This window comes from Sphingopyxis sp. BE235 (assembly GCF_031457175.1).
In the GTDB taxonomy this organism is placed as follows: domain Bacteria; phylum Pseudomonadota; class Alphaproteobacteria; order Sphingomonadales; family Sphingomonadaceae; genus Sphingopyxis.
In genome coordinates this window covers 189,603-216,565 of the sequence record NZ_JAVDWC010000003.1, presented here as the reverse complement: position 1 = coordinate 216,565, position 26,963 = coordinate 189,603, and the positions used below count along the sequence as shown (strand labels likewise).

Genomic DNA, 26,963 nt, shown 5'->3' with positions numbered 1-26,963 from the left:
AGACTGATGGCCGACGGGATTCTTGCGGGGCGCGTCGCGCTCGTCACCGGCGCCTCGCGCGGGATCGGCCGCGGCATTGCGATCGGCCTCGCCGAAGCGGGCGCCGACGTCGCGGTCAACTATACCCGCGGCGAAGAAGCCGCCGCCGAAACCGTCGCCGCGATCGAAGCGCTCGGCCGCAAGGCAAAAGCCTATCAGGCGTCGGTCACCGACGAGGCCGCCTGCGCCGCGATGGTCGCCGCGATCGAGGCCGATTTCGGCCCGCTATCGATCCTGATCAACAACGCGGGCATCGCCAGCCGCGGGCTCTCGGTGGCCGACACGACACCCGAAGAAGTCGACAAGCTCTTCGCCGTCCACGCCGCCGGCCCGCACCGCCTCAGCCGCCTCGCGCTGCCCCAACTGCGTAGCCACGCGCGCAGCGACATCATCGTCATCTCGAGCATCGCGACCTATTCCCACTCACCCAACGGTGCACCCTACACGATGGCCAAGGCCGCGGGCGAAGCGCTCGCCTACGCACTCGCCAAGGAGGAGCTCGGCAACGGCGTCCGCGTCAACATCGTCGCCCCCGCGCTCACCGTGAGCGACATGGGCGAGAAATTGTCGCGCGCGATCACCGGCAACGAGGACATCCACCACCTCGACACCCAAATGCCCTTCGGCCGCGTCGCCGTCCCCGCCGACGTCGCCGCGGCGGTGGTGTGGTTCGTCTCGGGCGCGAACAGCTATTGCTCGGGCCAGAAGCTCAACATCGACGGCGCCGGGCAAGCGACGTTTCGGTAGGATTCATCCTCCCTGTCGCGCAGCGATGGGGAGGGGGACCGCTTGCGAAGCAAGTGGTGGAGGGGCCGCGACGTCGCGCCATAGGCCCCTCCGTCAGCCCTTCGGGCAGCCACCTCCCCATGGCTGCGCCACAGGGAGGATCTTTGCCCCATATCTTTCTCCCCCAAGGGGAGAAGGCAAGGTACAGCCCCCGTCATGCGTCCCGATTCGGCCTCTCCCGTCATCCCCTTCCTGATCGCCTGTGCGGGCATCGCGACCTTTTCGGCGATGGACGTGCTGATGAAGGGGCTGTCGATCGACATCGGCGCCTATAACGCCGTGCTCTGGCGCACCGGCACCGGTACGCTGCTCGCGGGCGCGCTCTATTTTGCGAGCCGCCCCAAATGGCCCGGCAAGGCGACGATGCAGATCCATGCGTGGCGCTCGCTGTTCGTCGCGGGCATGGCGCTCTGCTTCTTCTGGGCGCTCGCGCGGCTGCCGATGGCCGAGGCGATCGCGCTCGCTTTCGTCGCGCCGCTGATGGCGCTCTATATGGCCGCGATCTTTCTGGGTGAGAAGATCGGCCCGCGCTCGATCGCGGCGTCGATGCTCGGCCTTTGCGGGGTGATCGTGATCGTCGCGGGAAAACTCGGCGGCAGCGATTATTCGGACGAAGCCTTGTGGGCGGTCGGCGCCGTGTTCCTCTCGGCGATCTTCTACGCCTACAACCTCATCCTCGCGCGGCGGCAGGCGAAAATGGCCGAACCGATGGAGATCGCCTTCTTCCAGAATTTTTTCGTCGCCGCGATCCTGACGCTCGGCGCGCCGTGGTTCATCGCCGTTCCTGCCGCGAGCCACGCGCCGCACATCCTCGGCGCCGCGGTCCTCGCGACCACGTCGCTGCTGCTGTTGAGCTGGGCCTATGCACGCGCCGAGACGCAGATTCTTGCGACGACCGAATATACCGGCTTCCTGTGGGCGATGGTCTTCGGCTGGTTCTTCTTCGACGAGGGGGTCACGCTGCCGACCTTCGCGGGCGCGGTGCTGATCGTCGCCGCCTGCCTGATCGTCGCGCGCAAGGCGCCGCACGGCGACCCGATCGAGCCGGCGGCGGCTTAGTTCCCCTCCCGCTTGCGGGAGGGGCTAGGGGAGGGCCCGTTCCGATGGCCCGCTCCTTAACATGCCCTCCCCCAACCCCTCCCATAAATGGGAGGGGAGCAGGTCACACCGCCGCGCGTGCGAGCCGGTCGTTGATCGCCGCGCCCAGCCCCTCAGCCGGGATCGCCGCCACCGCAATCTTTGCCTTCGCGCTCGCCGCCCCCGCATGCAGCGCATCGAACAGCCGCGCCGCCGCCTCGGTCAGATCGCCCGCCGCGCTCAGATCATAATCGCCCGCGACCGCGCCGAACCCGATGCCATACTCGTCATCGGCAAACTCTACCGCCCCCAGCCGCACCGGCTTGCCCGGCGCATAATGGCTCGCGAGCATTCCGGGTGCGACGATCTCCGATCCCTTCGCCCCGGTCACCGGCAGCCCCGATGCCACCGCCAGCATTTCGCGCGTCACCGGCCCCGGCCGCAAGATCTCGACCGTACCGCCCTGCACCCGCGCGATCGTCGATTCGACGCCCGCCGTCGTCGGCCCGTCGTCGATCACCAGCGCGATCCGCCCATCGAGGCTCGCGAGCACATGGCTTGCCTTCGTCGGGCTCACCCCGCCGCTCGCATTGGCGCTCGGCGCGGCGAGCGGCGCGGCGCTCTCCGCCAGCAACGCCTGCATCGCACGGTGCCCCGGCACCCGCAGCGCGATCGTATCGAGCCCAGCGGTCGCGATACTCGCCACCGGGCAATCCACCGTGCGCGGCACGACCAACGTCAGCGGCCCCGGCCAGAAGCGCGCCGCCAACGCCCGCTCGACCGCACCGAACACCCCCAGCCGCTCGGCGGCGTCGAGGTCCGGCACATGCACGATCAGCGGATTGAAATCGGGCCGGCCCTTCGCGGCATAAATCCGTGCGACCGCTTGCGGGTTGCGCGCATCGGCGGCAAGCCCATAGACCGTCTCGGTCGGCACCGCGACCGGCTCACCCGCTGCGATCAACGCCGCCGCCTCGGCGATAGCTGCGCTATCGAACGGAAGTGCAATTGTGGACTTTGAGGCTTCGGCCATGCCGCGCTATAGCGCCCGCGCAACGATATTCACCAGCAAAGTACCCAGCCCATGACTTACACGCCGCCCACCACCGAACAGCTTTTCGTCCTCAACCACATTGCGCGCGTCGACGCGATGGCCGCGCACGACAAATTCGCTGCTGCGACCCCCGACATGGTCGAGGCAATCGTCACCGGCATCGGCGACTTCGCCGCCGAGGTCTACGCCCCGCTCAACCGCATCGGCGACACGACGAACCCCAAATGGCAGGACGGCAAGGTCACGATGCCCCCGGGCTTCAAGGACGCGTACAAGCAGTTCGTCGAGGCCGGCTGGGGCAGCATCGACGGCCCCGGCGAATATGGCGGACAGGACCTGCCCTTCACCCTCGCCACCGTGGTGATCGAGGCGCTCGGCAGCGCGAACATGGGCTTCTCGCTGTGCAGCATCCTCACCCCCGGCGCGATCCACGCGCTGATGGCCTATGGCACCGAGGAACAGCGCCAGACCTGGCTTCCCAAGCTGATCACCGGCGAGTGGAACGGCACGATGAACCTGACCGAGCCCGCCGCGGGCAGCGACGTCGGCGCGCTGCGCTCGACCGCCGAAAAGGTCACCGAGGGCGAGCATGCCGGCCTCTACAAGATCAAGGGGCAGAAGATCTTTATCACCTTCGGCGAGCATGACCTCACCGACAATATCGTCCACCTCGTCCTCGCGCGCACGCCGGGAGCGCCCGAGGGAACGCGCGGCATCTCGCTCTTCCTCGTCCCCAAATATCGCCTCGATGCGGACGGCAAGCCCGCGCACTCGAACGGCGTCCATTGCGCGTCGATCGAGCACAAGCTCGGTATCCACGGCTCGCCGACCGCGGTGATGGTCTATGGCGAGGACGAAGATTGCCTCGGCGAGATCGTCGGCGACGAAATGGGCGGCATGCGCGCGATGTTCGTGATGATGAACAACGCCCGCCTGATGATCGGCTGTCAGGGGATCCAGATCGGCGAGCGCGCGACGCAGCAGGCGCAGCGCTTCGCCGCCGAGCGCGTCCAGTCGGCGCTCGCGGGCGGTACCGACCGCAACCCCGTGACGATCGACCAGCACCCCGATGTGCGCCGCATGTTGTGGCGGATGCGCGCGCAGACCGAAGCCGCGCGCGCGCTCACTTATTATGCCGCGGCGCAGATCGATTTCGGCAAGCTCGGCGACGAAGCCGCCGCGATGCGCGCCGACATCCTCATCCCGCTGGTGAAGGCGCACGCGACCGACATCGGCTGCGAGGTCGCGAGCCTCGGCGTGCAGGTGCACGGCGGCATGGGCTTCATCGAGGAAACCGGCGCCGCGCAGCATTATCGCGACGCGCGCATCGCCCCGATCTACGAAGGCACCAACGGCATCCAGGCCGCCGATCTCGTCGGGCGCAAGCTCGGCATGGCGGGGGGCGATCTTGTCCGCGGCCTCATCGACGATATCGCACACGGCGCCGCCGATTTCCCCGAGCTGCAGCAGCTCGTCGACGCCTGCCGCGCGGTCACCGACTGGATGGTCGGCGCGAACACCGGCGACCGGCTCGCGGGCAGCTATCCCTATCTCACGATGCTCGCGACGGCGACGTGCGGATGGCTGATGGCGATCCAGCACAGAGCCGCGCGCGCTGCGCTCGAAGAGGGCAATGGCGACCGTGCCTTCCTCGAAGCGAAGATCGTCTCGACACGCTTCTACCTCGAACAGATCGTCCCTGCGGCGACCGGCCTCGCCGCCTCGGCGCTCGCCGGCGACGCGGCGCTGGAGCCGCTGCCTATGATCGCCTGAAACACTTGGAATCCTGCGCCTGATGCTCCGGCGCGCGGCGCAGGATTTCATTCATAATTAACGCGATGATAACCATCTGGGACTAGGCACGGCCGGCAATTGCTGGAGACGTGCGTGCCCATCCCGGTCAAAAGTCTGATCATCAGCTGGCGAACCATCGCACTGTCGCTGCTCATCACGCTGGCGGTGGGCATTTCGTCGGCCGGCGAAATCGCCGACCGGGTGCTCGACGCGGTCGTTGGCCGTCTCGCCAATCGCGCGGTTACCGGGCAGGTCGTTGTGGTCGCGCTCGACGAGCGCACAATGGCGCAATCGCCCAACCGCAACTTTTCGATGACGCAATATGCAAACGTGGTCGACGCCGCGAACCGGGCCGGCGCCAAGCGCCTCCTGATCGATTTCTATTTCGACCGGCGGGAGGCGGACCGCGACTTCCCGCTATTCGTCGATGCGGTCAGGAATATGGGCGACCGCGTGGTGCTCGCCGTCTCGACGCGCCAGGTCCCCGGCAGCGACGAAAAAGTTACGACCTTTCCCAGCAAGCAATTTGGCCCCGATGTTCCCATGGCGAGCATCGCGATCGAAAGCGAGTTTTGGCAGGTCTGGAGCGCTCCGATCGCTTATCGCGCCGAAGGGCGGCTGCTTCCGACATTTGCCGCGATCATTGCCGGCCGGCATAGCGATACGCCGAAGAGCTTTCGCCTCGATCTCGGCTACAACACCCGGACAATCCCGGAGTATAGCGCAGTTGATCTGCTTTCGGGCAAGGTGGGCACGCGTGAACTGGCTGGCAAGGATGTGATCTTTGCCCCGACCGCGCCCAGCTTTCAGGACTATTTCTATCTGCCGGGGCATAATCGCATTCCCGGCGGCTTCCTTCACGTCATCGCCGCGGAAACGCTGAAGCGCGGAAATCCCGTCGACATCGGATGGATTCCCCCGCTGCTATTCGCTGTCGCGGCGATCGGACTGGCGCTGCTCCCCCGCTTTCAACGCGCCTTCGCTCCGATCGCCCTGGGCACAACGGCCACCCTCATCGGCGGCAAGATCTTCCTCGGCACCATGCTCGTCACCTCGTGGATCGGCGCCGCGCTCTTCTTCATTGCCGCTATCGCCGCCAACGTGTCGCGCACCCGCCGCCGCGCTTCGGCACAACGCGAAAATCCGGTCTCGGGCCTGCCGAATTTCGAGGCGCTGCGGTCGCAAGCAGCGTTCGGCAGCGCGACCGTCGTCGCGGCGAAGGTCGTCAATTTCGAGGATCTCGCCGCTTTCATTCCGGGCGACGGTATCGCCAAGCTCGTCGAACAGGTCACACGCCGCCTCCAGCTCGCCTCGCAGGGCACGACGCTGCACCACGATCTCGACGGCACCTTCGCCTGGCTCGTCCCCTATTATCAGCACAGCCAGATCGAAGGGCAGCTCGCGGGGCTTGCCGCGCTGTTCAACGCGCCGCTGACGATCGGCGAGCTGCGTGTCGACGTCGCGATCGCCTTCGGGGTCAACGACGAGTTCGAAGGGTCGAACGCCCAGCGCCTCGCCGCGGCGCTCGTCGCCGCCGAGCGCGCGATCCGCACGCGCTCGCTGTGGACCAAATATACTTCGCGCCAGAAAGAGGACGCCGGCTGGCAATTGAGCTTCCACTCGCAGCTTGAGGACGCATTGACCGGCGGCGACATCTGGGTCGCCTTCCAGCCGCAATATCAGATCGCGACGCGGCAGCTCGTCGGGGTCGAGGCGCTCGCGCGCTGGACGCACCCGACGCGCGGACCGATCCCGCCCGACGAGTTCATCGTCCAGGCCGAAAAGAGCCAGGACATCTATCGCCTCACCTTGTTCGTGATGGATCAGGCGATCCGCTCGGCCGCGCAGCTGCGCGAACGCGGGCTTCCGATCAACATGTCGGTTAACCTGTCGGCGAGCCTGCTCGACCACAGCGACCTCGTCGGCACGATCCGCGTCATGCTCACCGCACATCACCTGCCGCCCGAGGTTTTGACGATCGAGATCACCGAAACCGCGCAGATCGAAAACAGCCGCCAGGCGCGCCAGACGCTCGCCCAGCTCCGCCGCACCGGCATCCGCCTGTCGATCGACGATTATGGCACCGGCCAGTCAAACCTCGAATATCTAACCGAGATCGAGGCCGACGAGATCAAGATCGACAAGCGATTCGTGATGACGATGCGCGATTCGCAGCGGAACCTTGAAGTCGTCAAATCGACGATCGATCTCGCGCACCGCCTCGGCGCCGTCGCGGTCGCCGAAGGCATCGAAGACGCCGAAACCATGGCGCTTCTCGCCGGCCTCGGCTGCGATGTCGGACAGGGCTATCATCTTGGAAAACCTCAACTGTTTTCCGAACTAACCGCAACGCTCGCCGCGCCTCCCAAAGACCGGACCGCATAGCTGCCAAACTGGCAGCAATGCTTATAGTTAAGACTCGATTTACCTTACTAATTAAGGTATATGCTCCGTTAACTGTTCCTCGTGGGCAGTGCGAACAGGAGATTTATCATGGGTTGGTTTTGGCAATTCCTGGGCGGCACCGGTACGGACAGTGCTGGCGGTCAGGCCTAAGCAGAATTAGGTTTCAGGAGGGGCTCCGGCATCGCCGGGGCCCTTTCTTTTTGTCCAAAACCCGCATGACGGCCGACACAGAATGACCGCTTGCCGGTGCGGTGATCCGCACCGGAAGGGCGTCACCGGCGTCGCCATTCGCTCCGGTCTTCCCATTCAAAAAATTCCGCTTTTTGATCCGGCGACGCCAATCGCTCCGCAAACCCGCGGAAAGGCTGGCGCGGCGCCTCGCGCTCGTGCATCTGCCGCGACGAGACGAATCAAATTATCGACGAATTGAGTCCCCAATCTGTCATTTAGCGTCTTGCATCGCGGCGCCGACGTGGCACTATAGGTGGTGGGTCACACACGGGGGCACCCCAAGAAATAGTATTCGGCTGCAACTGGCGGATTTCCGTCGTCCATCCCATATGGACACGGGAAAACCCTCCCTGCGCCCAAAAAAAGTGCCCACGGGGACAGGTTTAGATGCTAAGACCGGGGCTTCGCCCTGAGTCGAACAAGACAGGAACAAAGCGCACCAGTTGCGCGTTCAAATCGGGGGCGAATAAGATGGATTTTCGGGAAACGGAACGGGTGGAGACGAGCGACGTGGCGACGGCGGAACTGACGAAGAATGAAGCCCCCGTGGCACCCGAATCGACGGGTGAATCGGCTCCCGATGCGGCGCCCGCGGCAAAGCTCAACGACAGCAGCGAGCCCAAGGTCCACGCGCGCCGATTCGAGGTCGTGACCGACCGCAGCCGCGACGCGCTGCTCACCGACTTCGGCAAGGAAACGCTCGAGGATCGTTACCTGCTGCCCGGCGAATCGTACCAGGATCTCTTCGCGCGCGTCGCCGATGCCTATGCCGACGATCAGGACCACGCGCAGCGCCTGTACGACTATATCTCGAAGCTGTGGTTCATGCCCGCGACCCCCGTTCTCTCGAACGGCGGCACCGGCCGCGGCCTGCCGATCAGCTGTTATCTGAACTCGGTCGACGACAGCCTCGAAGGCATCGTCGGCACGTGGAACGAGAATGTCTGGCTCGCGAGCCGCGGCGGCGGCATCGGCACCTATTGGGGCGCGGTGCGCGGCATCGGCGAACCCGTCGGCCTCAACGGCAAGACCAGCGGCATCATCCCCTTCGTCCGCGTGATGGACTCGCTCACCCTCGCGATCTCGCAGGGCAGCCTCCGCCGCGGCTCGGCCGCCTGTTACCTCGACGTCTCGCACCCCGAGATCGAGGAGTTCCTCGAGGTGCGTAAACCCTCGGGCGACTTCAACCGCAAGGCGCTGAACCTGCACCACGGCGTGCTCATCACCGACGAGTTCATGGAAGCGGTCCGCGACGGCAGTGAATTCAACCTGCGCAGCCCCAAGGACCAGAGCGTCCGCGGCACCGTCGACGCGCGCTCGCTGTTCCAGAAGCTCGTCGAAACGCGCCTCGCGACGGGCGAGCCCTACATCATCTTCATCGATCAGGTGAACCGCATGATGCCGAAGCATCATCGCGATCTCGGCCTCAAGGTCACCACCTCGAACCTCTGCAGCGAAATCACGCTGCCCACCGGCCGCGACCATCTCGGCAACGATCGCACCGCGGTCTGCTGCCTCTCGAGCCTCAACCTCGAAACCTGGGACGAGTGGAACGGCGACAAGGTCTTCATCGAAGACGTCATGCGCATGCTCGACAACGTCCTTCAGGACTATATCGACCGCGCCCCGCCCGAAATGGCGCGCGCCAAGTATAGCGCGAGCCGCGAACGCTCGGTCGGCCTCGGCGTGATGGGCTTCCACAGCTTCCTCCAGGCGCGCGGCCTGCCGTTCGAGGGCGCGATGGCGAAATCGTCGAACCTCCGCGTCTTCAAGCATATCCGCGCGCAGGTCGATCAGGCGTCGATGCTGCTCGCCAAGGAACGCGGCCCCTGCCCCGACGCCGCCGATCAGGGCGTGATGGAGCGTTTCAGCTGCAAGATGGCGATCGCGCCGACCGCGTCGATCAGCATCATCTGCGGCGGCACCAGCGCGTGCATCGAGCCGATCCCGGCGAACATCTACACGCACAAGACGCTCTCGGGCAGCTTCTCGATCCGCAACCCGCACTTGGAAGCCCTCCTCGTCGACAAGGCGAAGAACAGCGACAATGTGTGGAACTCGATCCTCGAAAAGGGCGGCAGCGTCCAGCATCTCGACTTCCTGACGCAGGACGAGAAGGACTGCTACAAGACCAGCTTCGAGATCGACCAGCGCTGGCTGCTCGAACTCGCCGCCGATCGTACGCCCTATATCGACCAGGCGGCGTCGCTGAACCTCTTCATCCCGGCCGACGTCGAGAAGTGGGACCTGCTGATGCTCCACTATCGCGCGTGGGAACTCGGCATCAAATCGCTTTACTATCTCCGCTCGAAATCGGTGCAGCGCGCCGGCTTCGCGGGCGGGGTCGAGGCCGACAACACCGCCGAAGCGCCGAAGTTCGAACTCTCGGCCGAGAGCACCGATTATGACGAATGTCTGGCCTGCCAATGATGCACCGCGCGGAGATCACGCGATGAATGTGAACGTCACATACATCGCGCTCGCCGCGGCCTTCTTCGCGCTCAGCGCCGTCATGACGGTGTACGCGCGCAAGGCAGCCGAAGAGCCCGGAGCGAAAAAGAGCCAGCTCTCGGGCCTCCTGTTCATGATCGCCGGTACGGGGTTCGTCCTCGCCGGCGTGATGCCCATGCTACGGTCCCTGTGACCGACCGAATTTCTGGAGTGTAACCGCCATGCCTCTTCTCGAAGCCCGCAACACCTACAAGCCCTTCGAATACCCCTGGGCGTTCGATTTCTGGAAGCGCCAGCAGCAGATCCATTGGGTTCCCGAGGAAGTGCCGCTCGGCGAGGATTGCCGCGACTGGGCGCAGAAGATCAGCGACCACGAACGCAACCTGCTCACGCAGATTTTCCGCTTCTTCACGCAGGCCGATATCGAGGTGCAGGATTGCTACCACGACAAATACGGCCGCGTGTTCAAGCCGACCGAAATCAAGATGATGCTGACGGCGTTCAGCAACATGGAAACCGTGCACATCGCGGCCTATTCGCACCTGCTCGACACGATCGGCATGCCCGAGAGCGAGTACGGCATGTTCCTCGAATATGACGAGATGCGCGCCAAGCACGATTATATGCAGCAGTTCGGCGTCGACAATGACGAGGATATCGCGCGCACGCTCGCGATGTTCGGCGGCTTTACCGAGGGCCTCCAGCTCTTCGCCAGCTTCGCGATGCTGATGAACTTCCCGCGCTTCAACAAGATGAAGGGCATGGGCCAGATCGTCAGCTGGTCGATCCGCGACGAAAGCCTCCACTGCGAAGGCATCATCAAGCTGTTCCACACCTTCACCAAGGAACGCGGCTGCCTGACCAAGGCGGTGAAGGAAGACATCATCGACACCTGCCAGAAGACGGTGCGGCTCGAGGATGCATTCATCGACTTGGCGTTCGAACAGGGCCCCGTCCCCGGCATGACGCCGAAGGAGATCAAGCGCTACATCCGCTACATCGCCGACTGGCGCCTCGGACAGCTCGGGTTCCAGCCGATCTACATGATCGACGAGCACCCGCTCCCCTGGCTCGCCCCGCTGCTCAACGGCGTCGAGCACGCAAACTTCTTCGAAACGCGCGCGACCGAATACAGCAAGGGCGCGACGCGCGGCGACTGGAACAGCGTCTGGACCAGCTTCGACAGCCGCAAGAAGGCCAAGAACAGCGAAGACGCGAGCCCCGTGAACGACGCCGAAAGCGACGGCGAAGACATGTTCAAACAAGCCGGCATCGCCGCCGAATAATGTCTTCCTGAAAACCCCTCCCGCCTGCGGGAGGGGCAGCAAGCCCCGGACTTGATCCGGGGCGCCGCGGGGAGGGCAACAACGCCGCCCCACGAGACAAGACAAGAAGTCAGAGGCAACCCAAATGACCGAAAAACAGAAACTCATCATCCTCAGCCAGCCGCAGCGCACGACGCTCGAAGGCCTGTCGAACCGCCGCCCCCAACTCCCCACCGACCCGATCCGCGACGAACTCGTCACGCTGGGACTGGTCGTGAAGCAGGGCGCCAAATGGGCGCTGACCCCGCAGGGCAAGAAGGTGCTGGCGGCGAGCTCGAACCGGCGCAATGCTGGGGGGTTTTCGGTTTGAGATGATGCCAGAGTGAATATGCACATTCGGGATAATTGAGACGGGGGAGTTAGGAGTGCAAATTGGCTATCGAAGGCATGCAAAGAATTGCCAATGAAGAAGGCGATTTTGTAGGGGATCCTATCGATTCCCAAGCTGAGCTTTTTCGCCTCCAGTTGATCACTCGTGAATTCCCTCCCGCTGGCGCTCATATTGCCATGGCGGGACGCGCTTCTAATGGCGCCCACTATTTTTGCAAAAACGACACCACCGGGATTCCCGCACGGATGCGCGAAGCTCTGTATTCAAAATTCATCACACATCTGGGAATTCCAACGCCTGAATTTGCCGCTGTGGAAGATGAAGGCACCGGCGAGACATACTTCGGCTCAAAACGTCATCAATCTACGGCCGACGATATCGAGCGGAAACGCTTCCTTCGAACGGAAAGGCGTGACGAGTTCAATTGCCATCTGCCGTTCCCGAAAAAAATGCTCTCACAACTCTATGCCGTCGACCTTTTCATCGGCAACGTCGACCGCAGCGCTAGCAACATCATCCTTCACCGAGAAGGGCTCCATTCCCGCCGGCTTTGTCCGATCGATTTCACGTTGGCTAAGCTTGGCGAAACGCCAGCAGAAATTTTCCCAGTTGAAAGCACCGAGACAGTTCAGGTAGGGCGGCTATTGCGGAAGGTTCACGGCTTTTGCGATGTCTCAGCCTTGGAGATGGTCGATCACATTTCTGTGATCCCGCCAGAGGTTTTTATGGGATTTTTCCGTGACATTCCTCAAGATTGGATCGACGTACGTGAAAGAGAGGCGCTCAATGAACTCTGGTATGGGCAAGGCCGTCACGATAGACTCCAGCGTCTCCGCGTCGGCTTGAAGGATGGTCGCCTGCTATAAATATTACGTTCTTCAGCTGCCCTCACTTCCCATGAGAGGAGAGGCACTGAATGTCGGCCTTCTCTATGAGACAGAGGCCGGCTTAAGAGTGCGATGTGCTGCTGGACTAGACAAGATTCGTGCTATCTCCGCAGCAATCAATGTCGCCGATCTGCGCAATGACATTCTCGAAATTCCGGCCATGCTTGATAAGTTTTCGACCAGCGGCATGCTGGATGAGAAGGCGAAATCTTTTATCGCCAATGTCACACCCGTGCAGATTGCGGGTCACGGAACTTTCGACGCGCCCGACAGCAATTTTGCCGAAGGTCAGGTCGACAGGCTATTAAGCTTATATGTCGATCCAGAACCGACGTTCAGCAAGCCTGTTCGGAAACGATCAGCAAAACTCCGGTCGAGCGTAAAGCGCGCGCTTCGTGCTGAAAAGATTCTAGCCGGTAAAGATGAAGACTTAAATAGCCATCGGATTCTAACAGACCAAAAACTTGCCGAAGGCGTTGTAATCGACTTCCTTCTCAAAAATGGCGCAATCCATGTTTGTGAAGCGGTAGATGCTTCAGAAGATGATCGTTCTTTCTTAAAATCTCTCAAAGACATTGCTTTATCAGCCCTTACCTTCGAGCATGCTCGGATGAAGTTCGAAAAAGAGACAGTGAAGCCTCGATTGATCTACAGCGCAAACCCTTCAATCGAAAAGAACATCATGCCATCTCTTAGGGCGGCCGAACATCAAGGGGCGGAGCTAGTAAACTGGCTCAGCGAAGATGATCAACGATCATTTATTACTGAAATGGCAAAGCTAGCCGAACCGACAATTGAGAACCCAAAGCAACATACGCTATTTCATTCAAGCAAACTACCATACTCGAAACTAAATTAAATAGCCCATGACTGCTGTAGATGGCGCGGAGATACTGAGGCGTGTCGCCTCAATCAATGCACTATAACCGTCCGCATCACCCCATCCGCACGCGCCACCGCGGGCCGGCGCTGGAATGGATGCCAGATTAAGTCCGGCATGACGAATGAGGGGCTGGCGCTTCATGTCTTCGCGCGAAACCCGATCTCTGCGCCAACCCATGCACCCCCAAATCCTATTTCGCACACCCCACCCCAAAAACCCCTGTCCTACATTATCCGCGTATGCTCCAAACTGGCAGATGAGCCACATCGCACCCATCCCCTCGCCCGACGCGGCCCTCGCCCCCATCGCCGAAACCACCTCCGCGCTCGACGCACACGGCCACGACCCCGCTGCTTACGACTGGGTGCCGGTGCTGAAAAAGCGCCGCAAGGATGGCTGGTCACCCGACAAGCAGCGCGCCTTTATCGAGGCGCTGGCCGACAGCGGCTCGGTCGCCACCGCCGCGCAATGTGTCGGCATGTCCGAATCCTCCGCCTATCGCCTGCGCCGCGCGCCGGGGGCGGAGGCGTTCGACCGCGCCTGGTCGGCCGCGATCGACGCGGCGTCGAAGAAATTGCTCGACGCCGCCTTCGAACGCGCGCTGGTCGGCAGCGAAGAGCCGGTGTTCGACCGCGACGGCAACCGCGTCGGCCGCCGCCTGCGCCAGAGCGACCGCTTGCTGATGTTCCTGCTGCGCGTCTATGGCCCCGACTGTTTCCGCAACGCCGCGGCGCCGCGAACCGACGCAGCTCCGGTGGCCGAGGCACTGGTCCATCTGCACCCCGAACCGCCGGCCGCGCCCGCCGCGCTGATGGCTCCCGACGATCTCGCGGTGGCGCTGGAAGTGGCCGATCTGTGCGACGGGACGCTGCCGCACTGGTATCGCGACGGCGCGGGCGAAGCGGTCCCGGCGTCACCGGCGATGCCGACGCACGATGACGATAGGGCTGAACTTCGCTGAACTTTGGAACCGCCAGAGCGACCCCGCGCCCCTCAATGCACCGTAACCGGCCGCATCACCCCGCCCACCCGCGCCACCGCGAACATCACTCCGTCGCGCGCCACCTCGGGCGGGCCTTCGAGCATATAGAGCTTCACCAGCTCGCGCGTGACCTCGCTGTCGTCGTCGACGACCAGCCGCAGCGACTCCAGCCCGATATTGCCGCGGGCAACCACCACGTCCTTGACCAGCGCGAGCGGCCACTGCGCACTTGCGCCGCGATAGAGCGTCACCCCGTCGTGGCGGAGGTAATCGCCGCGCCGCCGCCACATGCCGATGATATAGGCCCACACGCCGAGCACCGCGGCGATCGCGAGCAGCCGCAGCGGCTGCCCGAATATCATGTTCCAGAAGGCATCAACCGGATCGCCGCCCCAGTCGAGCCGCGCCAGCAAGACGCCGAGCAGCACCGCGCAGACGAACTGCCACCCCACCAGCGGCGCCGCGCGCAGCCGTGCCACCACCACCATTTTCCGGTCCCCGTTTGTCATCGCGGCCTAAATAGGCATCGCCGCCCCGCCGCGCTACCCCGCCCCGGCTTATGTCCTTCCGCGCCGATGCGAAACAGGACCGCGCGCGCCTTTCCTACATTGCCGCCGCGTGCCAGCCTTGCACCCCTCGCTCTTTGAACTTGAAATCCGCAGCCGCTCCGCGGCGCGAAGCATCGCACCCACGCGCGACCTTTGCGACCTTTCGCCCGGCGCTCCGTGGGCGATCTTTGCGATCTTCGCGCCGCCCGCTTTTCCCACTCTCCTGGCGCCAAAAGCGTGCGCAAGGGGAGGCGATGAGCGGGCGCCGCGACGCCGCAAAGGGAACCTACGGGCGCAGCATCCGTAATTATTACAGCACAACACAGATTCGCCCAATCGCCCAAGGAGTCGAAATCATCGAGACCAGAATCCTCATTGCCTACGGCCTGATCCTGTTGCTGGTCGCGGCGGGCATCGCAGGCATCGCGTTCCTGCGCCACAACCGCCACGACCGCAGGATCGCCCGCCAGCGCGCGCGCGAACAGGTGCGCCGCGACGAGCGGCGCGACGCGGCGTCCCGACCGGACTAACCGCCCCTGCCGCGCGACGGATCGCCGCCCCCCGCGCCGGATACTTGCTATACTCCGGCGCGAAAGGAGAAAGCCCATGCAGGCTGTAACCGAAGGCGACCGCCGCAAGGAGGTTCGCATCCTCCTCGATCAGATCCAGGCGCACCCCGAACGCGACTGGACCGCGGCGCGCCAGCGCCTCGCAACGCTCAATAAATTGATCGCGGGGCCGCCCGGAAAACCGCCCCGTCCGCAACCGCATTAGCCACTCGTCGCGCACGCGCGGCGGTCCGTCGCAATGCGCCAAACGCAATGCAACAATCGGACATTGCACAAGTTTCTCCAGCCAAGGCATCGGCGACGCCCCCTTCCCCCCCGCGGGGCGCGCCGATGCCTGACCCAAATCCCCTGACTCAAGTCCCACGACGGAGACAGACATGCGCAAAGCATTTGCCCTTCTGACGGTCGCCCCCGCCCTCCTCGCCTTCCCCGCGCTCGCGCAGACCGCGTCCGCACCGGCCCCCGCCCAGCTCGCCCCTGACGGCAGCGCCAACATCAATCTGGTCGGCAAGGTCGGTCTGAAGGGCGGCGCGGTCGATGGCGCGGTCGATGGCGTCACCAACCCCGTCGGCGGCACCGTCGATCGCGTCGACAGCACGGTCGGCAAGTCCGTCGATGCCGCCAACCTGACCCTCGCGACGCGCGAACAGGTGCGCGCGGGCGCCGAACTTTACGACACCGGCGGCAACAGCCTCGGCACGGTACAAAGCGTCGAGGGCGACACCGCGGTCGTGGTGCGCGGCGGCAAGCTCTACAATGTGCCGATCGCCCAGATCTATCACGGCGCGGTGGGTGCGACCCACGGCCTCGTCACCAAATTGTCGAGCGCCGAAATCCAGGCGCGCACCACCGCCGCGATCGAATCGCGCTGACATACGGGACTAGCCGCGGCGACCCCTTGCAATAAGGGACGTGGCCGCGCTGGGGGAGCCGGGTGCACTCGGCTCCCCGCCTTGGAAATCGGGAGAGACCGCATCGCGCCAGCGATCGGGGAGGGAGCCGGGACACCGGCTCCCTTTCGTCGTTATGCCGCACCCGCAAACGAAAATGGCCCGCCCCAGGGGAGGGGGCGGGCCAGTTCGGTGCCGGCGCGCCCGATTGCGCCGCCGGCCCTCTGTTATCTCGCCTAAACTATTCGGCTTCTTCGAACAGGTCGACCGCGTTCGCGGCGTTCGCCGACAGGCGGACCGTGTCGCCCTCGACCGCCGCGACCAGACCCGCGGGCAGGTAATGATGCTTGCCGTCGCCGCTGTCGGCCTTGGTCAGCTTGATGCGCTCGCCGTCGAGATGGTCAACGGTGCCGACGTGGACGCCGTCGGCGCCGACAACGTTCAGGCCTTCCTTGATCGCGCTATGGTCATGCTCTGCCATGGTCATTCTCCTTGCCGCTCCGGGAGGGGGGAGCTTGACCATCATACGCACAGAAAAGCGAGTCGGCTCCCCTATACTAAGGCAGAGCGCCCGAAAGCCGCGCCCGCTTTCCATCGCGCCGCCGCACCGCTACCCCGACCGATTAGCACCAGGGGCGCCGCCGCCCCTCCCATGGCCGCGCCAGCCCCTCGGCGACCAGCACCGACCCGACGCTCGCCCCGCCGCGCGTGACGATGCGCAGGTTGCGGCCGTAGCGATCGGTGTCGCGCCCGGCGCTTTCGAGGCTGAAGGCGCCGGCATTCAGCCAAGTGCGGAGCCGTTCGGTCGCGGCGTCGCCGAGCGCCGCCTCCTCGGCGCAGCGCGCAGGATGCGTTTCGGGGGTGTCGATATCGGCGATGCGATATTTATCGCCCGCGAACCAGAAGGTATCGCCGTCGACGACGCAATTGCTGCCGCCGCCGCTGTGACAGAGTGCGAAACGCGCCGACAGCGCGTCGCGCGCCGCTGCGCCTTCGCCGCCCGCAAGCACGGATACCGCGGGCGCGGGCATCGCTTCGGCTCCGCCCGGAAAGCCCCGAAAGGTCGCGAGCGCAGCGACGAAGGCGACCGCCATCGCCGGCTTCAGCCACAGCTTCGATCGGGCAGTGCGCCGCCGGCGTACCGGCCGCGGATCGTAAAAATCGGGTCCGGACATGCCGCGACCCTAGCTGTCGGGGCTTGGCAAAATCCCGGCGAGGTCGCACCGCTTTGACCGGCAAAGCAGGTCAATCGCGCCCGCTACGGCACCGTTTTGACTCTTAATCCAAGGAGGTCAGGGCGCGCCGCGCGGCTCGTCGTCCTCGACCCCGCCGGGGCCAAGCTCGTCGTCCTCGTCGTCGTCGCTGCGTTCGCCGCGATAGGCGTCCATGTCGATCACGCCCGACCGCTCCATCTGGTTCATATGATCGACCAGATCCTGCACATCGTCGCTATCGTCACCGCGGCCGACCTTGTCGCTGTCTTCCTGCGGCCGGTCGCGGCGCGCGGCTTCGGCGACGCTTTGCGCCTGCGCGTCCTCGTCATCCTGCTCGCGATTGCGCGCTTCGGGCGCTTCATCGGCTTGGGCATCTGCTTTGCGGGGATCGTCGATCATGGCCGGCTCCTTTCAGGGATAGCCGGGAAACGCGCGGGATCACGCGGCCGTTCCTCAGGCGGCGGCCGCCAGTATTTTCGTCTCGATCACGCGAATGAAAACCTCGGGATCCTGCGCCCCCGGGATCAGCATCCGCCCGCCGAGGATGAAGGCGGGCACGCCGGTGATATTCTGGTCGGCCCAATAGGCTTCTTCGGTGCGCACCATCTCGCCAAACTCGGCCGACGCCAGGATCGCCGCCGCGCGCGCGCGGTCGAGTCCCACCGAGGCCGCGACATCGGCGAGTACCGCATGATCGCTAACGTCGCGATTGTCGGTGAAGTGCGCGGTGAACAACGCGAGCTTCAGCGCGGTCTGCACGCCCGTAGCGGCATCCTGCTCGGGCTCCTCAAGCGCGCCCGCCCAGGTCAGCAGGCGGTGCGCATCGAAACTGTTGCGCATCCGGAACTCCGGCCCGCGATTGAAGGTGAAGCCGAGATCGGCGGCGACCCCCGCCATCCTGCCGCTGTTCGTCCGGCTCTGCTCGGCGCTGATCCCATATTTGCGCATGACATGCGCCGCGGCGTCCTCGCCCTCCGCCGGCATGTCGGGGTTCAGCTCGAACGGATGCCACTGGACGCGGAAATCCAGCCGCCCCGCAAAATGGTCCATGACCTTCCGGAACTTCAGCCAGCCGATGATGCACCAGGGGCACATCACGTCGGACACGATGTCGACGGCGAGGTGCGGCACGCGCGGTTCGGTCAAATTTCTTCTCCTGCCGGCACGCGCCGCCGCACTCAGTCGGAACGGCGATCCTTACCCGTCCGCCGATCGCCCTTTCGGCGATCCGGTCCTTTGTAATTCGGGTCGTCGGTCGTCCGGCGGTCACTCGACCGCCGCTCCGAACTCGCCCTTTTGTCCTCATCGCTTGTCATACGCTTCCTCCCCACCACAAAGGAAAACAGAAGCGACCCGGCGCGCAATAACTCACAAAATGGTTAAAAAGACAAGCAACGGCGGGAATAGGTCGTTTGTGGGTGGGTCAGCTTTGGGGTGGAGAGTTGCCGTTGCTCAATTTTCTTTAGTCATCCCGGACTTGATCCGGGATCCCGCTTTTTTGAGGCACCGACTGGCTTCGACATCAAGCGGGACCCCGGATCAAGTCCGGGGTGACGATGATTGCTGGGACAGCTTTCGGTCGAAACCTGCCCGCGCGCTTACCCGTCAATGGCAGCACCATAATCGACGCTTTACCGAACCATTCATGGATCAGATCATCTGAAACGACCCGCTCTTCTCAAAAGCGGTAAATGCCTCGACACTTCGGCGCATATTCTCAAGCATCGGGGGCAGGTCGTCCGGGCGATACCATTGCAGGTCGAGCGTTTCCGATCCGTCGGCGGTTACATCGCCGTCAAATTCGGTCGCGAAGAACATCATGACAAAGAACTGGCAAACATCGCCGTTCGGGAAGCGCACCGTCTCATATTCCGGATCGCTGCCGAAGCCGAAGGGCACGGGATTTCGAATGCGAAGTCCCGTCTCTTCAAGCGTCTCGCGGACGACCACCTCCGTCAGATCTTCGCCCTCTTCCGCATTTCCGCCGGGAAGGCCCCACACGCCAAAGTCGCTTCGATGTTGCAGGAGAATAGACCCGTCGCTCCGGATTATCACGACGCGCGCGCCCGGGACGAGCAGGCAGCGGCTCCCGACGAGCGAACGCAGCTTTCCAAGATAGCTGTCCGCGAAACTCATTGGACTGCCCGCTATCCAGCATCGACGGGCGCCGCATTATCGACCGCCGCGACCGGCCGCGACAACACCCACCAGCTGCCAACCATCAGCAACACGGTCAGCGCCTCGATGATCATCGCCTGGACGATCCCTGTGTTCACCGTATCGCCGCTCGCCACCCCGAACAACCGGCCGGCAAGCGCGGTGCCATAGAGCGCGGCGGGCACGAGCAGCGCGCGCAGCCAGCCCGGGACCAGCGCGCCGATCGCGGCCGCGCCGGCGGCGACAAGGAAAAAGGCCGACAGGTCGGCGCGGATCGTGTTGGTGGCCGGGCCCTCGACCAAGATGCCAAAGGTCGCGGTATAGCTCGCGGGGTCGAACAACCCGCGCGCGCCGACGATGACGAAGAACAGCGCCCACAGCAGGACGGCGCCGCGCAAGACCCAATTGACCATCATTCTTCTCCCTTGTTGCTCGCAGGCTGCGCCATCGGGGAAGAAAGTTCAATCTATTCCGGGTTAAAGCCCGTCCGCCGCGAACGTCTCTTCGATCCAGCCGCCGCCGAGCACGCGCGAATTGTCGGCGGCATCGTACAGCACCGCCGCCTGCCCCGGCGCGACGCCATATTCGGCCTCGGCAAAGATCAGCCGATCGCCCGCGACGCGCGCGGGCACCGGCTTCGCCATGCTGCGCACCTTCGCCAGCACATCGCGCCCGTCGACCGCGCCCAGCCAGTTCGCCTCGCCCAGCCGCGCGCCCGACACCGCGAGCGCGCGCCGCGGCCCGACGACGACGGCTTTCGTCGCGGCTTCGAGCCGCACCACATATAATGGCTCGGCCTGCCCGCCGATCTCGATCCCGCGCCGCTGCCCGACGGTATAATGAATCAGGCCCTTGTGCGCGCCGAGCACGGTGCCGTCGACATGGACGATGTCGCCCTGATCGTCGGCCTCGGGGCGCAGCTTCCGAACGAGCGTCGCATAGTCGCCGTCGGGGACGAAGCAGATGTCCTGGCTGTCGGGCTTGCCGGCGACGCCGAGCCCAAGGTCGCGTGCGATCTCGCGCACGACGCTCTTCTCGAGGCCGCCCAAGGGAAAGCGCAGGAAGTCGAGCTGGTCCTGCGTCGTCGCGAAGAGGAAATAGCTCTGGTCGCGCGCCGGATCGACCGCGCGGTGCAGCTCGGCGCCCGCGGGACCCATCATACGGCGGACATAATGACCCGTCGCCAGGCAATCGGCGCCCAGCTCTTTCGCGAGCCGGAACAGGTCGGTGAACTTCACCCCCATATTACAGCGCACGCAGGGGATCGGCGTCCGCCCCGACAGATATTCGTCGGCGAACTGGTCGATCACCGTGTCGCGAAAGCGGCTTTCATGATCATAGACATGATGCGCGAAGCCCAGCCGGTCGGCGACCGCGCGCGCGTCGCGAATGTCCTGCCCGGCGCAGCAGGCACCAACGCGCTTCGCCTTGGCACCATGATCGTAGAGCTGGAGCGTCACGCCGATCACCTCGGCGCCCGATCGCGCGGCGAGCGCGGCGACGACGCTCGAGTCGACTCCGCCCGACATCGCGACGACGATTCGCCGGTCTTTCAGCGGCATCGGCAGCTGAAAGTCGGCCTGGGCAAGCCCGGCAGGGGAAGGAATCGTCTCGATCATGATCGGCGCCATCTAGGGATGCGAATGCAAAAAAGCCAGCTTTTCCGCGCAAAGTGTCAAGATATTGACGGGGGTTAAGCTTCGCTAACAGGTTCTGAAACAGGCATTTACGGGACCTTAGCTCCTCTGGCGTAGACGAGTCGCATGAACTTCGTTCCATCCGATCTTCCGCGCATCGCCGGTGCGGCCAAGCTGTCAAAGCCCGGCTTCGACATCATATTGGCCGTGTCCAGCGCACGCCAGGCTGCCCTGCCGACGGTGCGGCAGCTGCGGACGCAGGCGCATCGCGAACGCCATGCGGCGAAGCTTAACGCCGTGCGCCACATATTTTGCGGGACGCGCGCAAGGGCGGAACAAAAAGCCCCCCGCGTCGTTCGTTTCTTCGATTTGTCCGACGATGCGAACGCCCTGCCCGAAACTATGAACGGCCTGTTTACCAGAGGATTTCAGCCGATGTTGAATCCCTCTGTTCTAGATACGAATGCGTCGGACACACCCCCCTCCGACGGTAATAATGTGGAATGAGCATGATCGAGAATCAGAAAATCCGGCCCGCACAGGTTATCGGCCCCCTCGGGGAGCCGTTGACGCTGGACTCGCTGCCGCCCCCATCGACGACCCGCTGGGTCGTTCGCCGCAAGGCAGAGGTCGTCGCGGCCGTTAACGGCGGACTCCTGTCCGTCGACGAAGCGTGCGAACGCTATGGGCTGACCCTCGAGGAATTTGCCGGCTGGCAGCGGTCGATCGACCGCAGCGGCATGCCCGGACTGCGCGTCACGCGCATCCAGCATTACCGCGACCTCTACGAGCGCCAACAGCGCTTCTAAAGGCCGCGGGACCGGACCAGGCATGAGAGAGGGCGCTTCGGGCGCCCTCTTTTTTGCCTGCCGCACATGGATGGATAAGTGCGGCAGCGATCCGGACCGGCCGAGTTAAATATTGCCGTTGCGGAGCCTCCCGATTACTCCCGCCATAAAAGCGGGGGGAATATTGTGAATTCTAATCATCTGAAAAAGATGTTCTTATCGGCTGCGATCGCGGCCCTGGTCGCAAGTTGTGGTGGCGGCGGAGACTCGGGCGGCGGCAATGTCGTCACCGTGCCGCCCACACCGACACCAACGCCGACACCAACGCCGACCCCCACGCCCACCCCGACCATATTTTCGGCCGTCGGTGGCGGCCCGCTGTTGGCGACCGTCTTGATCGATATGAACGGCAACAGCCAGTTCAACGATGCACCGGACGTCATGACGCCGACCTCGATGACGGGAACCTTTGGTCGCGGCGTTACGGTCCCGGGAACGGGAATAGGATCGGTGCCGGGATCACCAGCGCATCGAATGCAGGCGTACGGCATCGATGCCACGACCGGCCTTGCCTTCGCCCAGATGACGGCTCCGGCCGGCGCGACGGTGATCTCCCCGCTCAGCACATTGATCGACGCGCACGGCAACCAGAACAGCGTACGCAATGCGCTCGGGCTCTCGACGGGCGCGGCCGCCCTGCGAAGCGACACGAATTTACTCACATTCAATCCTGTCGACGGGCGGCGCAGCAGCAACGCCATGGTGGCCGAGGACGCGGCGCGAATAACGTCGGTCAACCTTCAGTTGCTGGCATTGGCGGTGGTGACCAAGGACACGAACGGCGATCCGATCGACTCCACCGTCACGCTGCGTGAGGTCTCCCAATATCTAGCCCAACTCATCAACGAGACCGGGAACGCGAGGCTCTCCGACAAGGCGGTCGTCTTGGCGGCACTGAAGAAGAGCCGCGTAGCCGTGGGCTGGCCTGACGCCGGTCTCGATGCGATGGCGACGCTGCTCGTGAAATATCTTGCGGCGATGCCCGAACGATTGTCCGATGACGCCGCGGTCCGCGCTTGGGCCTACGCCTATCGTTTCTATGTCCTCCCCGAACTCAAGATCCTGCACAGGAGCTGGCCCAACGCCGCGTTGGCGCGGATCGAGGCGATAACCCAGGCCGACATCGAGGCTGCGGCGCAATCCTTTGCGACGGTCGTACCGCCGGCCATGACCGCTTATGTCGGGGTAACCGACTATCGCGAACTCGGTCCCGAGGGCACGACTCCCTATCGCATCAGGATGGGCGGGTGCGACACCCAGCCCTATGCGCCTTACTGCAACGACTGGACGCTGTTCGGCGGCTCGTCGTCGCAGGGCAGCATCACGTCGGTCGAGTCCAACGCGCCGGGGGCGCTGTCGGTATTGCTGTCGAGCGACGGTTATGTGACGGTGTCGCGGCGCGGCACCTTCACCGGTCTCACGCATTTCACCTACACCGGACGCTCGCCGGATGGCTTGACGTCGTCGGGTACGGTCTATGTCAGGGTAAGGGACGTTCCCTGAATTCCCGCCCCAAACAACGCCGAATCAAAAGAAAATACGCGCTATTCCAAGGACTTGATAATTTCATTGCAACCCTTGCGTTCACCCCGCGTTAAGCCTCCAAGTCAACTTTGGGAGTCATTCAATATGCGTAAGATGTTCATCACCCTCGCCGCCACCTCGGCCCTCGCGCTCGGCGCCTGCCAGAGCCCGGCTGCCGACAAGGTCGAGGATCAGGCCGAAGCCAAGGCCGACGTGATCGACGAGCAGGCCGACGCCATGCCCGAGGGCGCGGCCAAGGAAGCAACCGAAGCGAAGGCCGACGCTGTCGAAGCCGCCGGCGAGGAAAAGGCCAATGCGATGGACGACAATGGCGAGATCGCCCCGTCGGAAGTCGCCCCCACCACGCCGCCGGCCGACCCCGCCAAGAAGTAAGGGCTGCCTCCCCTAAAGGGCAGGGTGAAGGGCGCCGGTTCATTCCGGCGCCCTTTATCGTGCGCGGCATATTTTCGCGGGACCTGTGATCTCGATCACCGCCGCCCCGCGCAATCGCGGATATTGACCCTGAATGGGACGGGAACTCGCTTTTAAGCGAACCATTTCACGGACCACCCTTCCGCCGCCACCAGCGACCCAGGGCGGCGGGAGGGACTATCCGCCGGCCTCTTCGAGCAGGCGCAGCACATCCTGCACCCCCGGCGCGTCGTCATCGGCGCGCAGCGCCGCGATCCCCGCCGCGACGTCAAGCTTATAGTCGGCGACCCCCGCCGACTCGCCCGCCCACGCCGCATCCAGCGATTTCACCAGCCGCCGCGCCGCGGCATTTTCCGACAGCATATGTACGTCGAGCATGTCGAGCCCCTCGGCATGACAATGGACAAGCAGCGCGGCGGTCATCATCCGCGCCAGCCCTCGCCCCTGGAATGCGTCGAGCACCGCAATCGAAAATTCGCCCACCGGTCCGTCATGCCGGTGGCGCACCGCATGCACCGCGCCGATCGGCGGCTGCCCCGGGCATTCGGTGCAGATCGCGCCCCACGCGATATGGTCGTGCCCGTCGACATCGGCGAGCCGCTCGACCACCGCATCGGGCAGCACCGGCGCGGGCGAGAAAAAGCGCAGATAGCGCGACTCTGCCGACAGCTTCGCAATCCCCTCGCGGATCAGCGGCGCATCGTCGGGGGTGATCGTGCGCAGGCACACCGCGGTGCCGTCGTTCAGCGTGCAGTGCACCGCGATGTCCTCGATCCGCGGCGCCACCCGCGCCCCTGCCTGCTTGTCCATTCCGGTCATCGCGGCCTCCTGCCCGCGCACGATAGGGGCGCCGCGCCCCGCCCGCAATCCACCCGCTTGGCGGCGCGCCCTACGCATTTTCCCCCGCCATAATCGGTGAAATGTTGAAAGCCGGACCGCCCTTAACTTTGGTAATGTTGCACCTCGAAGTCGAAAAGGTTGCACGTCTGTGATCCACGCTCACCCGGACAGCGACGCACGCTATGAAGTGCTCGGCGATCGCCTCGCGCGGCTGCGTCAGGCCAGGGGGCTCAGCAAGACCGACATCGCCGGCCGGCTCGGCGTCACCGTCACCTCGATCTGCTATTGGGAACAGGGCCGCTCGCGCCCGCGGCTCGCGCGGCTGCAGGCGCTCGCCGATCTCCTCGGCACCTCGCCCACCGAACTCCTGAGCCGCGACAGCGCGCCGGGCAGCGACCATTTGTCGGACCTCGTGACCCGCATGCGCGCCGAAATCGCCCACGCCGCGGGCACCACCCCGTCGAAGGTGCGCATCACGATCGAGATGTAGGCGCCCCGCCGCCGCCCCCTCCCCCTTCGTCGCCCCGCCCCTGACACGGGGCGGCGTTGGGCGCGCCTCCTATCCCTTCGTCATCCCGGACTTGATCCGGGATCCCGCTTAGCGACGGTGGATAGCGGGACCCCGGATCAAGTCCGGGGTGACGATACAGGAGGACTCCAATTTTCCCCTTTCCTACATTGTTCCCATATGGTTCGTTCTTAAATCAATAACGAACCACAGGAGCCAACCCCCATGAAGCAAGAAATCCTCCCGCCCCTCCCCGCCGTCATCGACGCAGAGGCCGACCCCGCAATTAACCCCGACGACCTCCCCGAAGAACTCGCCTTCACCCCCGTCGAACAGCGCAGCAAACGATGGACCGGCATCACCGCGCAGAAACAGCGGATGTTCATCGCGCATCTCGCCGCGACCGGCGCGGTGAGCATGGCGGCGAAGATCGCGGGCCACTCGACCTCGGCCTTTTACCAGCTGCGCAAGCGCGACGACGCAGACAGCTTCGCCGCCGCATGGGACCGCGCGGTCGAGGCGGGCGCGCGCCGCGTCGCCGACCTGCTCATGGAATATGCCATCTATGGCGTGCCCGAGACGATCTCGAAGGAGGGCCGCGTCATCCTCGAACGCCGCCGGCCGCACATCCGCGCGATGCAGCATATCGCCGCCAGCCGCTTCCCCGAACGCTTCGGCGGCATCAACCCCGTCGACGGCCCCGCCACCGCGCTCCCGCATGCCATCCGCCGCCTGCGCGAGAAATGGCAGGCCGAGTGGGAGGCCGAGCGCCAGGCAAAGCTGCTCGAACATAACGCGCGCGCGAACCGGCAGGAGACCGACCTCGACGATCGCCTCCGCATCATCCGCACCGCCTATCAGCGCAAGATTTCGCACGACCCGGTCAAGCGCGCCGCGTGGGACCTGCTCACCGGCCCCGGCACCGATTGGGCCGCGGTGCGAAAAGCCGACGCCTATATCAACCCGCAAAAGCACGAATGGCACATGCACCACCCCGACATGATCGTCCCGCTCTCGGCGGGTGCGGGCAATATCGACTGGGAGGAAGCCGAGGGCGGCGACCTGTCGAACCCCGCCCCGCCGCCCGCCGGCCATGTCCCCTGGACCGAGGGCGGCGAAGAGGACGAGATCTGGTTCGAGCGTTACGAGGAGCATATGATCGAGGGCGAAGCCGGCGAAAGCGACCTCGCCACCGGCAAGATCACCCGCGGCGACATGCGCATGGCCGCCCACACCGTGCGCGAACGCGCCGAAGCTTGGCAACAGGCGCGCCAGCCCGTGTTCCAGCACCCCCACGGCTTCCTCGCGGACACCAGCCTCAGCGGCGGCGGCACCGGCCGCGAACGCGACACCGCTCGCCGCCGCATCGAACGCACGATCGCGGCGCTCGAACGCGAATGGAACGCCGCCTATTGCGAGGAAAGCTGGGCGGAGTGGAAAGCGGGAACCCCGGCGCCCGCCGCCTCGCATCAGGCCGAGCACCGGGCGGAGGGCGAAGCATGAGCCTCGAACGCCGCATCCGCGAAGCCCGCCCCCACGAAGCCGGCTCC

30 protein-coding genes are annotated in these 26,963 nt (G+C 64.5%); 20 read left to right on the top strand and 10 right to left on the bottom strand.

Going from position 1 to position 26,963, the window contains the following annotated elements; genetic code table 11:
• Positions 1-6: 6 nt before the first annotated feature.
• Both J2X38_RS14665 and J2X38_RS14660 read left to right on the top strand, forming a co-directional pair.
• Entirely contained in the window at positions 7-786 is a 780-nt protein-coding gene (locus tag J2X38_RS14665) for an SDR family oxidoreductase (RefSeq protein WP_310255169.1), read from the top strand.
• A gap of 195 nt (positions 787-981) precedes the next feature.
• The gene (locus J2X38_RS14660) at positions 982-1,884 is read left to right on the top strand and encodes a DMT family transporter (RefSeq protein ID WP_310255168.1); all 903 of its coding nucleotides are present in this window, start codon (positions 982-984) and stop codon (positions 1,882-1,884) included.
• A gap of 103 nt (positions 1,885-1,987) precedes the next feature.
• Here the strand turns inward: J2X38_RS14660 and J2X38_RS14655 are convergent, their stop codons facing one another.
• Entirely contained in the window at positions 1,988-2,935 is a 948-nt protein-coding gene (locus J2X38_RS14655) for an L-threonylcarbamoyladenylate synthase (RefSeq protein ID WP_310255167.1), read from the bottom strand.
• A 51-nt stretch (positions 2,936-2,986) separates the two neighbouring features.
• Here J2X38_RS14655 and J2X38_RS14650 point away from each other — a divergent pair, with 51 nt between their 5' ends.
• The 9 genes from J2X38_RS14650 to J2X38_RS14610 all read left to right on the top strand — a co-directional run bounded on the left by J2X38_RS14650 (position 2,987) and on the right by J2X38_RS14610 (position 14,225).
• Positions 2,987-4,729, top strand: a complete 1,743-nt coding sequence (locus J2X38_RS14650) for an acyl-CoA dehydrogenase (RefSeq protein WP_310255166.1) — start codon at positions 2,987-2,989, stop codon at positions 4,727-4,729.
• A 114-nt stretch (positions 4,730-4,843) separates the two neighbouring features.
• Positions 4,844-7,135, top strand: coding sequence for an EAL domain-containing protein (locus J2X38_RS14645; RefSeq protein ID WP_058537399.1), 2,292 nt, complete (start codon positions 4,844-4,846; stop codon positions 7,133-7,135).
• Positions 7,136-7,858: 723 nt separating this feature from the next.
• The gene (locus J2X38_RS14640) at positions 7,859-9,817 is read left to right on the top strand and encodes a ribonucleoside-diphosphate reductase subunit alpha (RefSeq protein WP_310255165.1); all 1,959 of its coding nucleotides are present in this window, start codon (positions 7,859-7,861) and stop codon (positions 9,815-9,817) included.
• A complete protein-coding gene (locus tag J2X38_RS14635; RefSeq protein ID WP_310255482.1) occupies positions 9,792-10,031 on the top strand; it encodes a hypothetical protein in 240 nt (79 codons plus the stop codon). The genes J2X38_RS14640 and J2X38_RS14635 overlap by 26 nt, the downstream gene beginning before the upstream one ends.
• A 28-nt stretch (positions 10,032-10,059) precedes the next feature.
• Entirely contained in the window at positions 10,060-11,124 is a 1,065-nt protein-coding gene (locus tag J2X38_RS14630; protein WP_310255164.1) for a ribonucleotide-diphosphate reductase subunit beta, read from the top strand.
• 124 nt (positions 11,125-11,248) lie between these two features.
• Positions 11,249-11,473: a hypothetical protein gene (locus tag J2X38_RS14625; RefSeq protein WP_039576499.1), complete on the top strand. Its 225-nt coding sequence runs from the start codon at positions 11,249-11,251 to the stop codon at positions 11,471-11,473.
• A gap of 62 nt (positions 11,474-11,535) precedes the next feature.
• On the top strand, positions 11,536-12,360 hold the full coding sequence (locus J2X38_RS14620) for a hypothetical protein (protein WP_310255163.1): 825 nt from the start codon (positions 11,536-11,538) through the stop codon (positions 12,358-12,360).
• Positions 12,344-13,240 carry a hypothetical protein gene (locus tag J2X38_RS14615; protein ID WP_310255162.1) on the top strand — a complete coding sequence of 299 codons (897 nt, stop codon included), beginning with the start codon at positions 12,344-12,346 and terminating at the stop codon, positions 13,238-13,240. The genes J2X38_RS14620 and J2X38_RS14615 overlap by 17 nt, the downstream gene beginning before the upstream one ends.
• Positions 13,241-13,520: 280 nt before the next feature.
• The gene (locus J2X38_RS14610) at positions 13,521-14,225 is read left to right on the top strand and encodes a hypothetical protein (RefSeq protein ID WP_310255161.1); all 705 of its coding nucleotides are present in this window, start codon (positions 13,521-13,523) and stop codon (positions 14,223-14,225) included.
• Positions 14,226-14,257: 32 nt separating this feature from the next.
• On the opposite strand, the gene J2X38_RS14605 is transcribed toward J2X38_RS14610, so the two are convergent.
• A complete protein-coding gene (locus J2X38_RS14605; protein WP_310255160.1) occupies positions 14,258-14,734 on the bottom strand; it encodes a hypothetical protein in 477 nt (158 codons plus the stop codon).
• Between the two features lie 314 nt (positions 14,735-15,048).
• On the opposite strand from J2X38_RS14605, the gene J2X38_RS14600 reads away from it, so the two are divergent.
• The 3 genes from J2X38_RS14600 to J2X38_RS14590 all read left to right on the top strand — a co-directional run bounded on the left by J2X38_RS14600 (position 15,049) and on the right by J2X38_RS14590 (position 16,235).
• Positions 15,049-15,324, top strand: coding sequence for a hypothetical protein (locus tag J2X38_RS14600; RefSeq protein WP_310255159.1), 276 nt, complete (start codon positions 15,049-15,051; stop codon positions 15,322-15,324).
• Positions 15,325-15,400: 76 nt separating this feature from the next.
• Positions 15,401-15,568, top strand: coding sequence for a hypothetical protein (locus J2X38_RS14595; protein ID WP_197411555.1), 168 nt, complete (start codon positions 15,401-15,403; stop codon positions 15,566-15,568).
• Between the two features lie 172 nt (positions 15,569-15,740).
• Complete coding sequence (locus J2X38_RS14590) at positions 15,741-16,235, top strand: hypothetical protein (RefSeq protein ID WP_310255158.1); 495 nt, start codon at positions 15,741-15,743, stop codon at positions 16,233-16,235.
• A 259-nt stretch (positions 16,236-16,494) separates the two neighbouring features.
• Here the strand turns inward: J2X38_RS14590 and J2X38_RS14585 are convergent, their stop codons facing one another.
• The 7 genes from J2X38_RS14585 to mnmA all read right to left on the bottom strand — a co-directional run bounded on the left by J2X38_RS14585 (position 16,495) and on the right by mnmA (position 21,255).
• Entirely contained in the window at positions 16,495-16,734 is a 240-nt protein-coding gene (locus J2X38_RS14585) for a DUF2171 domain-containing protein (protein ID WP_058539995.1), read from the bottom strand.
• 142 nt (positions 16,735-16,876) lie between these two features.
• Positions 16,877-17,428, bottom strand: coding sequence for a thermonuclease family protein (locus J2X38_RS14580; protein WP_310255157.1), 552 nt, complete (start codon positions 17,426-17,428; stop codon positions 16,877-16,879).
• 117 nt (positions 17,429-17,545) lie between these two features.
• Positions 17,546-17,866 (bottom strand): hypothetical protein, encoded by a 321-nt coding sequence (locus tag J2X38_RS14575; RefSeq protein WP_310255156.1) that lies wholly within the window; start codon positions 17,864-17,866, stop codon positions 17,546-17,548.
• A gap of 54 nt (positions 17,867-17,920) precedes the next feature.
• A complete protein-coding gene (locus J2X38_RS14570) occupies positions 17,921-18,613 on the bottom strand; it encodes a DsbA family oxidoreductase (protein WP_310255155.1) in 693 nt (230 codons plus the stop codon).
• Between the two features lie 504 nt (positions 18,614-19,117).
• On the bottom strand, positions 19,118-19,603 hold the full coding sequence (locus J2X38_RS14565; RefSeq protein ID WP_310255154.1) for an NUDIX domain-containing protein: 486 nt from the start codon (positions 19,601-19,603) through the stop codon (positions 19,118-19,120).
• 11 nt (positions 19,604-19,614) lie between these two features.
• Positions 19,615-20,040, bottom strand: a complete 426-nt coding sequence (locus J2X38_RS14560; RefSeq protein ID WP_310255153.1) for a hypothetical protein — start codon at positions 20,038-20,040, stop codon at positions 19,615-19,617.
• A 60-nt stretch (positions 20,041-20,100) separates the two neighbouring features.
• Positions 20,101-21,255 carry a tRNA 2-thiouridine(34) synthase MnmA gene (gene mnmA / locus J2X38_RS14555; RefSeq protein WP_405053460.1) on the bottom strand — a complete coding sequence of 385 codons (1,155 nt, stop codon included), beginning with the start codon at positions 21,253-21,255 and terminating at the stop codon, positions 20,101-20,103.
• Between the two features lie 132 nt (positions 21,256-21,387).
• Here mnmA and J2X38_RS14550 point away from each other — a divergent pair, with 132 nt between their 5' ends.
• From J2X38_RS14550 to J2X38_RS14535, 4 genes are all read left to right on the top strand, one after another.
• Positions 21,388-21,768 (top strand): hypothetical protein, encoded by a 381-nt coding sequence (locus J2X38_RS14550; RefSeq protein ID WP_058540000.1) that lies wholly within the window; start codon positions 21,388-21,390, stop codon positions 21,766-21,768.
• A gap of 2 nt (positions 21,769-21,770) precedes the next feature.
• The gene (locus J2X38_RS14545) at positions 21,771-22,070 is read left to right on the top strand and encodes a DUF1153 domain-containing protein (protein WP_037518529.1); all 300 of its coding nucleotides are present in this window, start codon (positions 21,771-21,773) and stop codon (positions 22,068-22,070) included.
• Between the two features lie 78 nt (positions 22,071-22,148).
• On the top strand, positions 22,149-23,612 hold the full coding sequence (locus J2X38_RS14540; protein WP_310255151.1) for a hypothetical protein: 1,464 nt from the start codon (positions 22,149-22,151) through the stop codon (positions 23,610-23,612).
• 126 nt (positions 23,613-23,738) lie between these two features.
• Positions 23,739-24,026: a hypothetical protein gene (locus J2X38_RS14535; RefSeq protein WP_056368757.1), complete on the top strand. Its 288-nt coding sequence runs from the start codon at positions 23,739-23,741 to the stop codon at positions 24,024-24,026.
• Between the two features lie 216 nt (positions 24,027-24,242).
• Here J2X38_RS14535 and J2X38_RS14530 read toward each other — a convergent pair whose 3' ends face one another.
• The gene (locus J2X38_RS14530; protein WP_310255150.1) at positions 24,243-24,884 is read right to left on the bottom strand and encodes a GNAT family N-acetyltransferase; all 642 of its coding nucleotides are present in this window, start codon (positions 24,882-24,884) and stop codon (positions 24,243-24,245) included.
• Positions 24,885-25,053: 169 nt separating this feature from the next.
• Here J2X38_RS14530 and J2X38_RS14525 point away from each other — a divergent pair, with 169 nt between their 5' ends.
• A complete protein-coding gene (locus tag J2X38_RS14525) occupies positions 25,054-25,395 on the top strand; it encodes a helix-turn-helix transcriptional regulator (RefSeq protein ID WP_310255149.1) in 342 nt (113 codons plus the stop codon).
• 243 nt (positions 25,396-25,638) lie between these two features.
• Positions 25,639-26,916 carry a hypothetical protein gene (locus tag J2X38_RS14520; protein WP_310255148.1) on the top strand — a complete coding sequence of 426 codons (1,278 nt, stop codon included), beginning with the start codon at positions 25,639-25,641 and terminating at the stop codon, positions 26,914-26,916.
• The last annotated feature ends 47 nt before the right edge of the window (positions 26,917-26,963 follow it).

Excerpts from the sequence above, each read along its gene's own strand:
- J2X38_RS14575 (WP_310255156.1), bottom strand. The coding sequence starts at position 17,866 with ATGATCGACGATCCCCGCAAAGCAGATGCCCAAGCCGATGAAGCGCCC.
- J2X38_RS14600 (WP_310255159.1), top strand. The coding sequence starts at position 15,049 with ATGAGCGGGCGCCGCGACGCCGCAAAGGGAACCTACGGGCGCAGCATC.
- J2X38_RS14590 (WP_310255158.1), top strand. The coding sequence starts at position 15,741 with ATGCGCAAAGCATTTGCCCTTCTGACGGTCGCCCCCGCCCTCCTCGCC.
- J2X38_RS14610 (WP_310255161.1), top strand. The coding sequence starts at position 13,521 with ATGAGCCACATCGCACCCATCCCCTCGCCCGACGCGGCCCTCGCCCCC.
- J2X38_RS14660 (WP_310255168.1), top strand. The coding sequence starts at position 982 with ATGCGTCCCGATTCGGCCTCTCCCGTCATCCCCTTCCTGATCGCCTGT.
- J2X38_RS14565 (WP_310255154.1), bottom strand. The coding sequence starts at position 19,603 with ATGAGTTTCGCGGACAGCTATCTTGGAAAGCTGCGTTCGCTCGTCGGG.
- J2X38_RS14520 (WP_310255148.1), top strand. The coding sequence starts at position 25,639 with ATGAAGCAAGAAATCCTCCCGCCCCTCCCCGCCGTCATCGACGCAGAG.
- J2X38_RS14585 (WP_058539995.1), bottom strand. The coding sequence starts at position 16,734 with ATGGCAGAGCATGACCATAGCGCGATCAAGGAAGGCCTGAACGTTGTC.
- J2X38_RS14595 (WP_197411555.1), top strand. The coding sequence starts at position 15,401 with ATGCAGGCTGTAACCGAAGGCGACCGCCGCAAGGAGGTTCGCATCCTC.
- J2X38_RS14580 (WP_310255157.1), bottom strand. The coding sequence starts at position 17,428 with ATGTCCGGACCCGATTTTTACGATCCGCGGCCGGTACGCCGGCGGCGC.
- J2X38_RS14625 (WP_039576499.1), top strand. The coding sequence starts at position 11,249 with ATGACCGAAAAACAGAAACTCATCATCCTCAGCCAGCCGCAGCGCACG.
- mnmA (WP_405053460.1), bottom strand. The coding sequence starts at position 21,255 with ATGGCGCCGATCATGATCGAGACGATTCCTTCCCCTGCCGGGCTTGCC.
- J2X38_RS14665 (WP_310255169.1), top strand. The coding sequence starts at position 7 with ATGGCCGACGGGATTCTTGCGGGGCGCGTCGCGCTCGTCACCGGCGCC.
- J2X38_RS14615 (WP_310255162.1), top strand. The coding sequence starts at position 12,344 with ATGGTCGCCTGCTATAAATATTACGTTCTTCAGCTGCCCTCACTTCCC.
- J2X38_RS14655 (WP_310255167.1), bottom strand. The coding sequence starts at position 2,935 with ATGGCCGAAGCCTCAAAGTCCACAATTGCACTTCCGTTCGATAGCGCA.
- J2X38_RS14530 (WP_310255150.1), bottom strand. The coding sequence starts at position 24,884 with ATGACCGGAATGGACAAGCAGGCAGGGGCGCGGGTGGCGCCGCGGATC.
- J2X38_RS14550 (WP_058540000.1), top strand. The coding sequence starts at position 21,388 with ATGAACTTCGTTCCATCCGATCTTCCGCGCATCGCCGGTGCGGCCAAG.
- J2X38_RS14630 (WP_310255164.1), top strand. The coding sequence starts at position 10,060 with ATGCCTCTTCTCGAAGCCCGCAACACCTACAAGCCCTTCGAATACCCC.
- J2X38_RS14635 (WP_310255482.1), top strand. The coding sequence starts at position 9,792 with ATGACGAATGTCTGGCCTGCCAATGATGCACCGCGCGGAGATCACGCG.
- J2X38_RS14640 (WP_310255165.1), top strand. The coding sequence starts at position 7,859 with ATGGATTTTCGGGAAACGGAACGGGTGGAGACGAGCGACGTGGCGACG.
- J2X38_RS14560 (WP_310255153.1), bottom strand. The coding sequence starts at position 20,040 with ATGATGGTCAATTGGGTCTTGCGCGGCGCCGTCCTGCTGTGGGCGCTG.
- J2X38_RS14605 (WP_310255160.1), bottom strand. The coding sequence starts at position 14,734 with ATGGTGGTGGTGGCACGGCTGCGCGCGGCGCCGCTGGTGGGGTGGCAG.
- J2X38_RS14545 (WP_037518529.1), top strand. The coding sequence starts at position 21,771 with ATGATCGAGAATCAGAAAATCCGGCCCGCACAGGTTATCGGCCCCCTC.
- J2X38_RS14535 (WP_056368757.1), top strand. The coding sequence starts at position 23,739 with ATGCGTAAGATGTTCATCACCCTCGCCGCCACCTCGGCCCTCGCGCTC.
- J2X38_RS14650 (WP_310255166.1), top strand. The coding sequence starts at position 2,987 with ATGACTTACACGCCGCCCACCACCGAACAGCTTTTCGTCCTCAACCAC.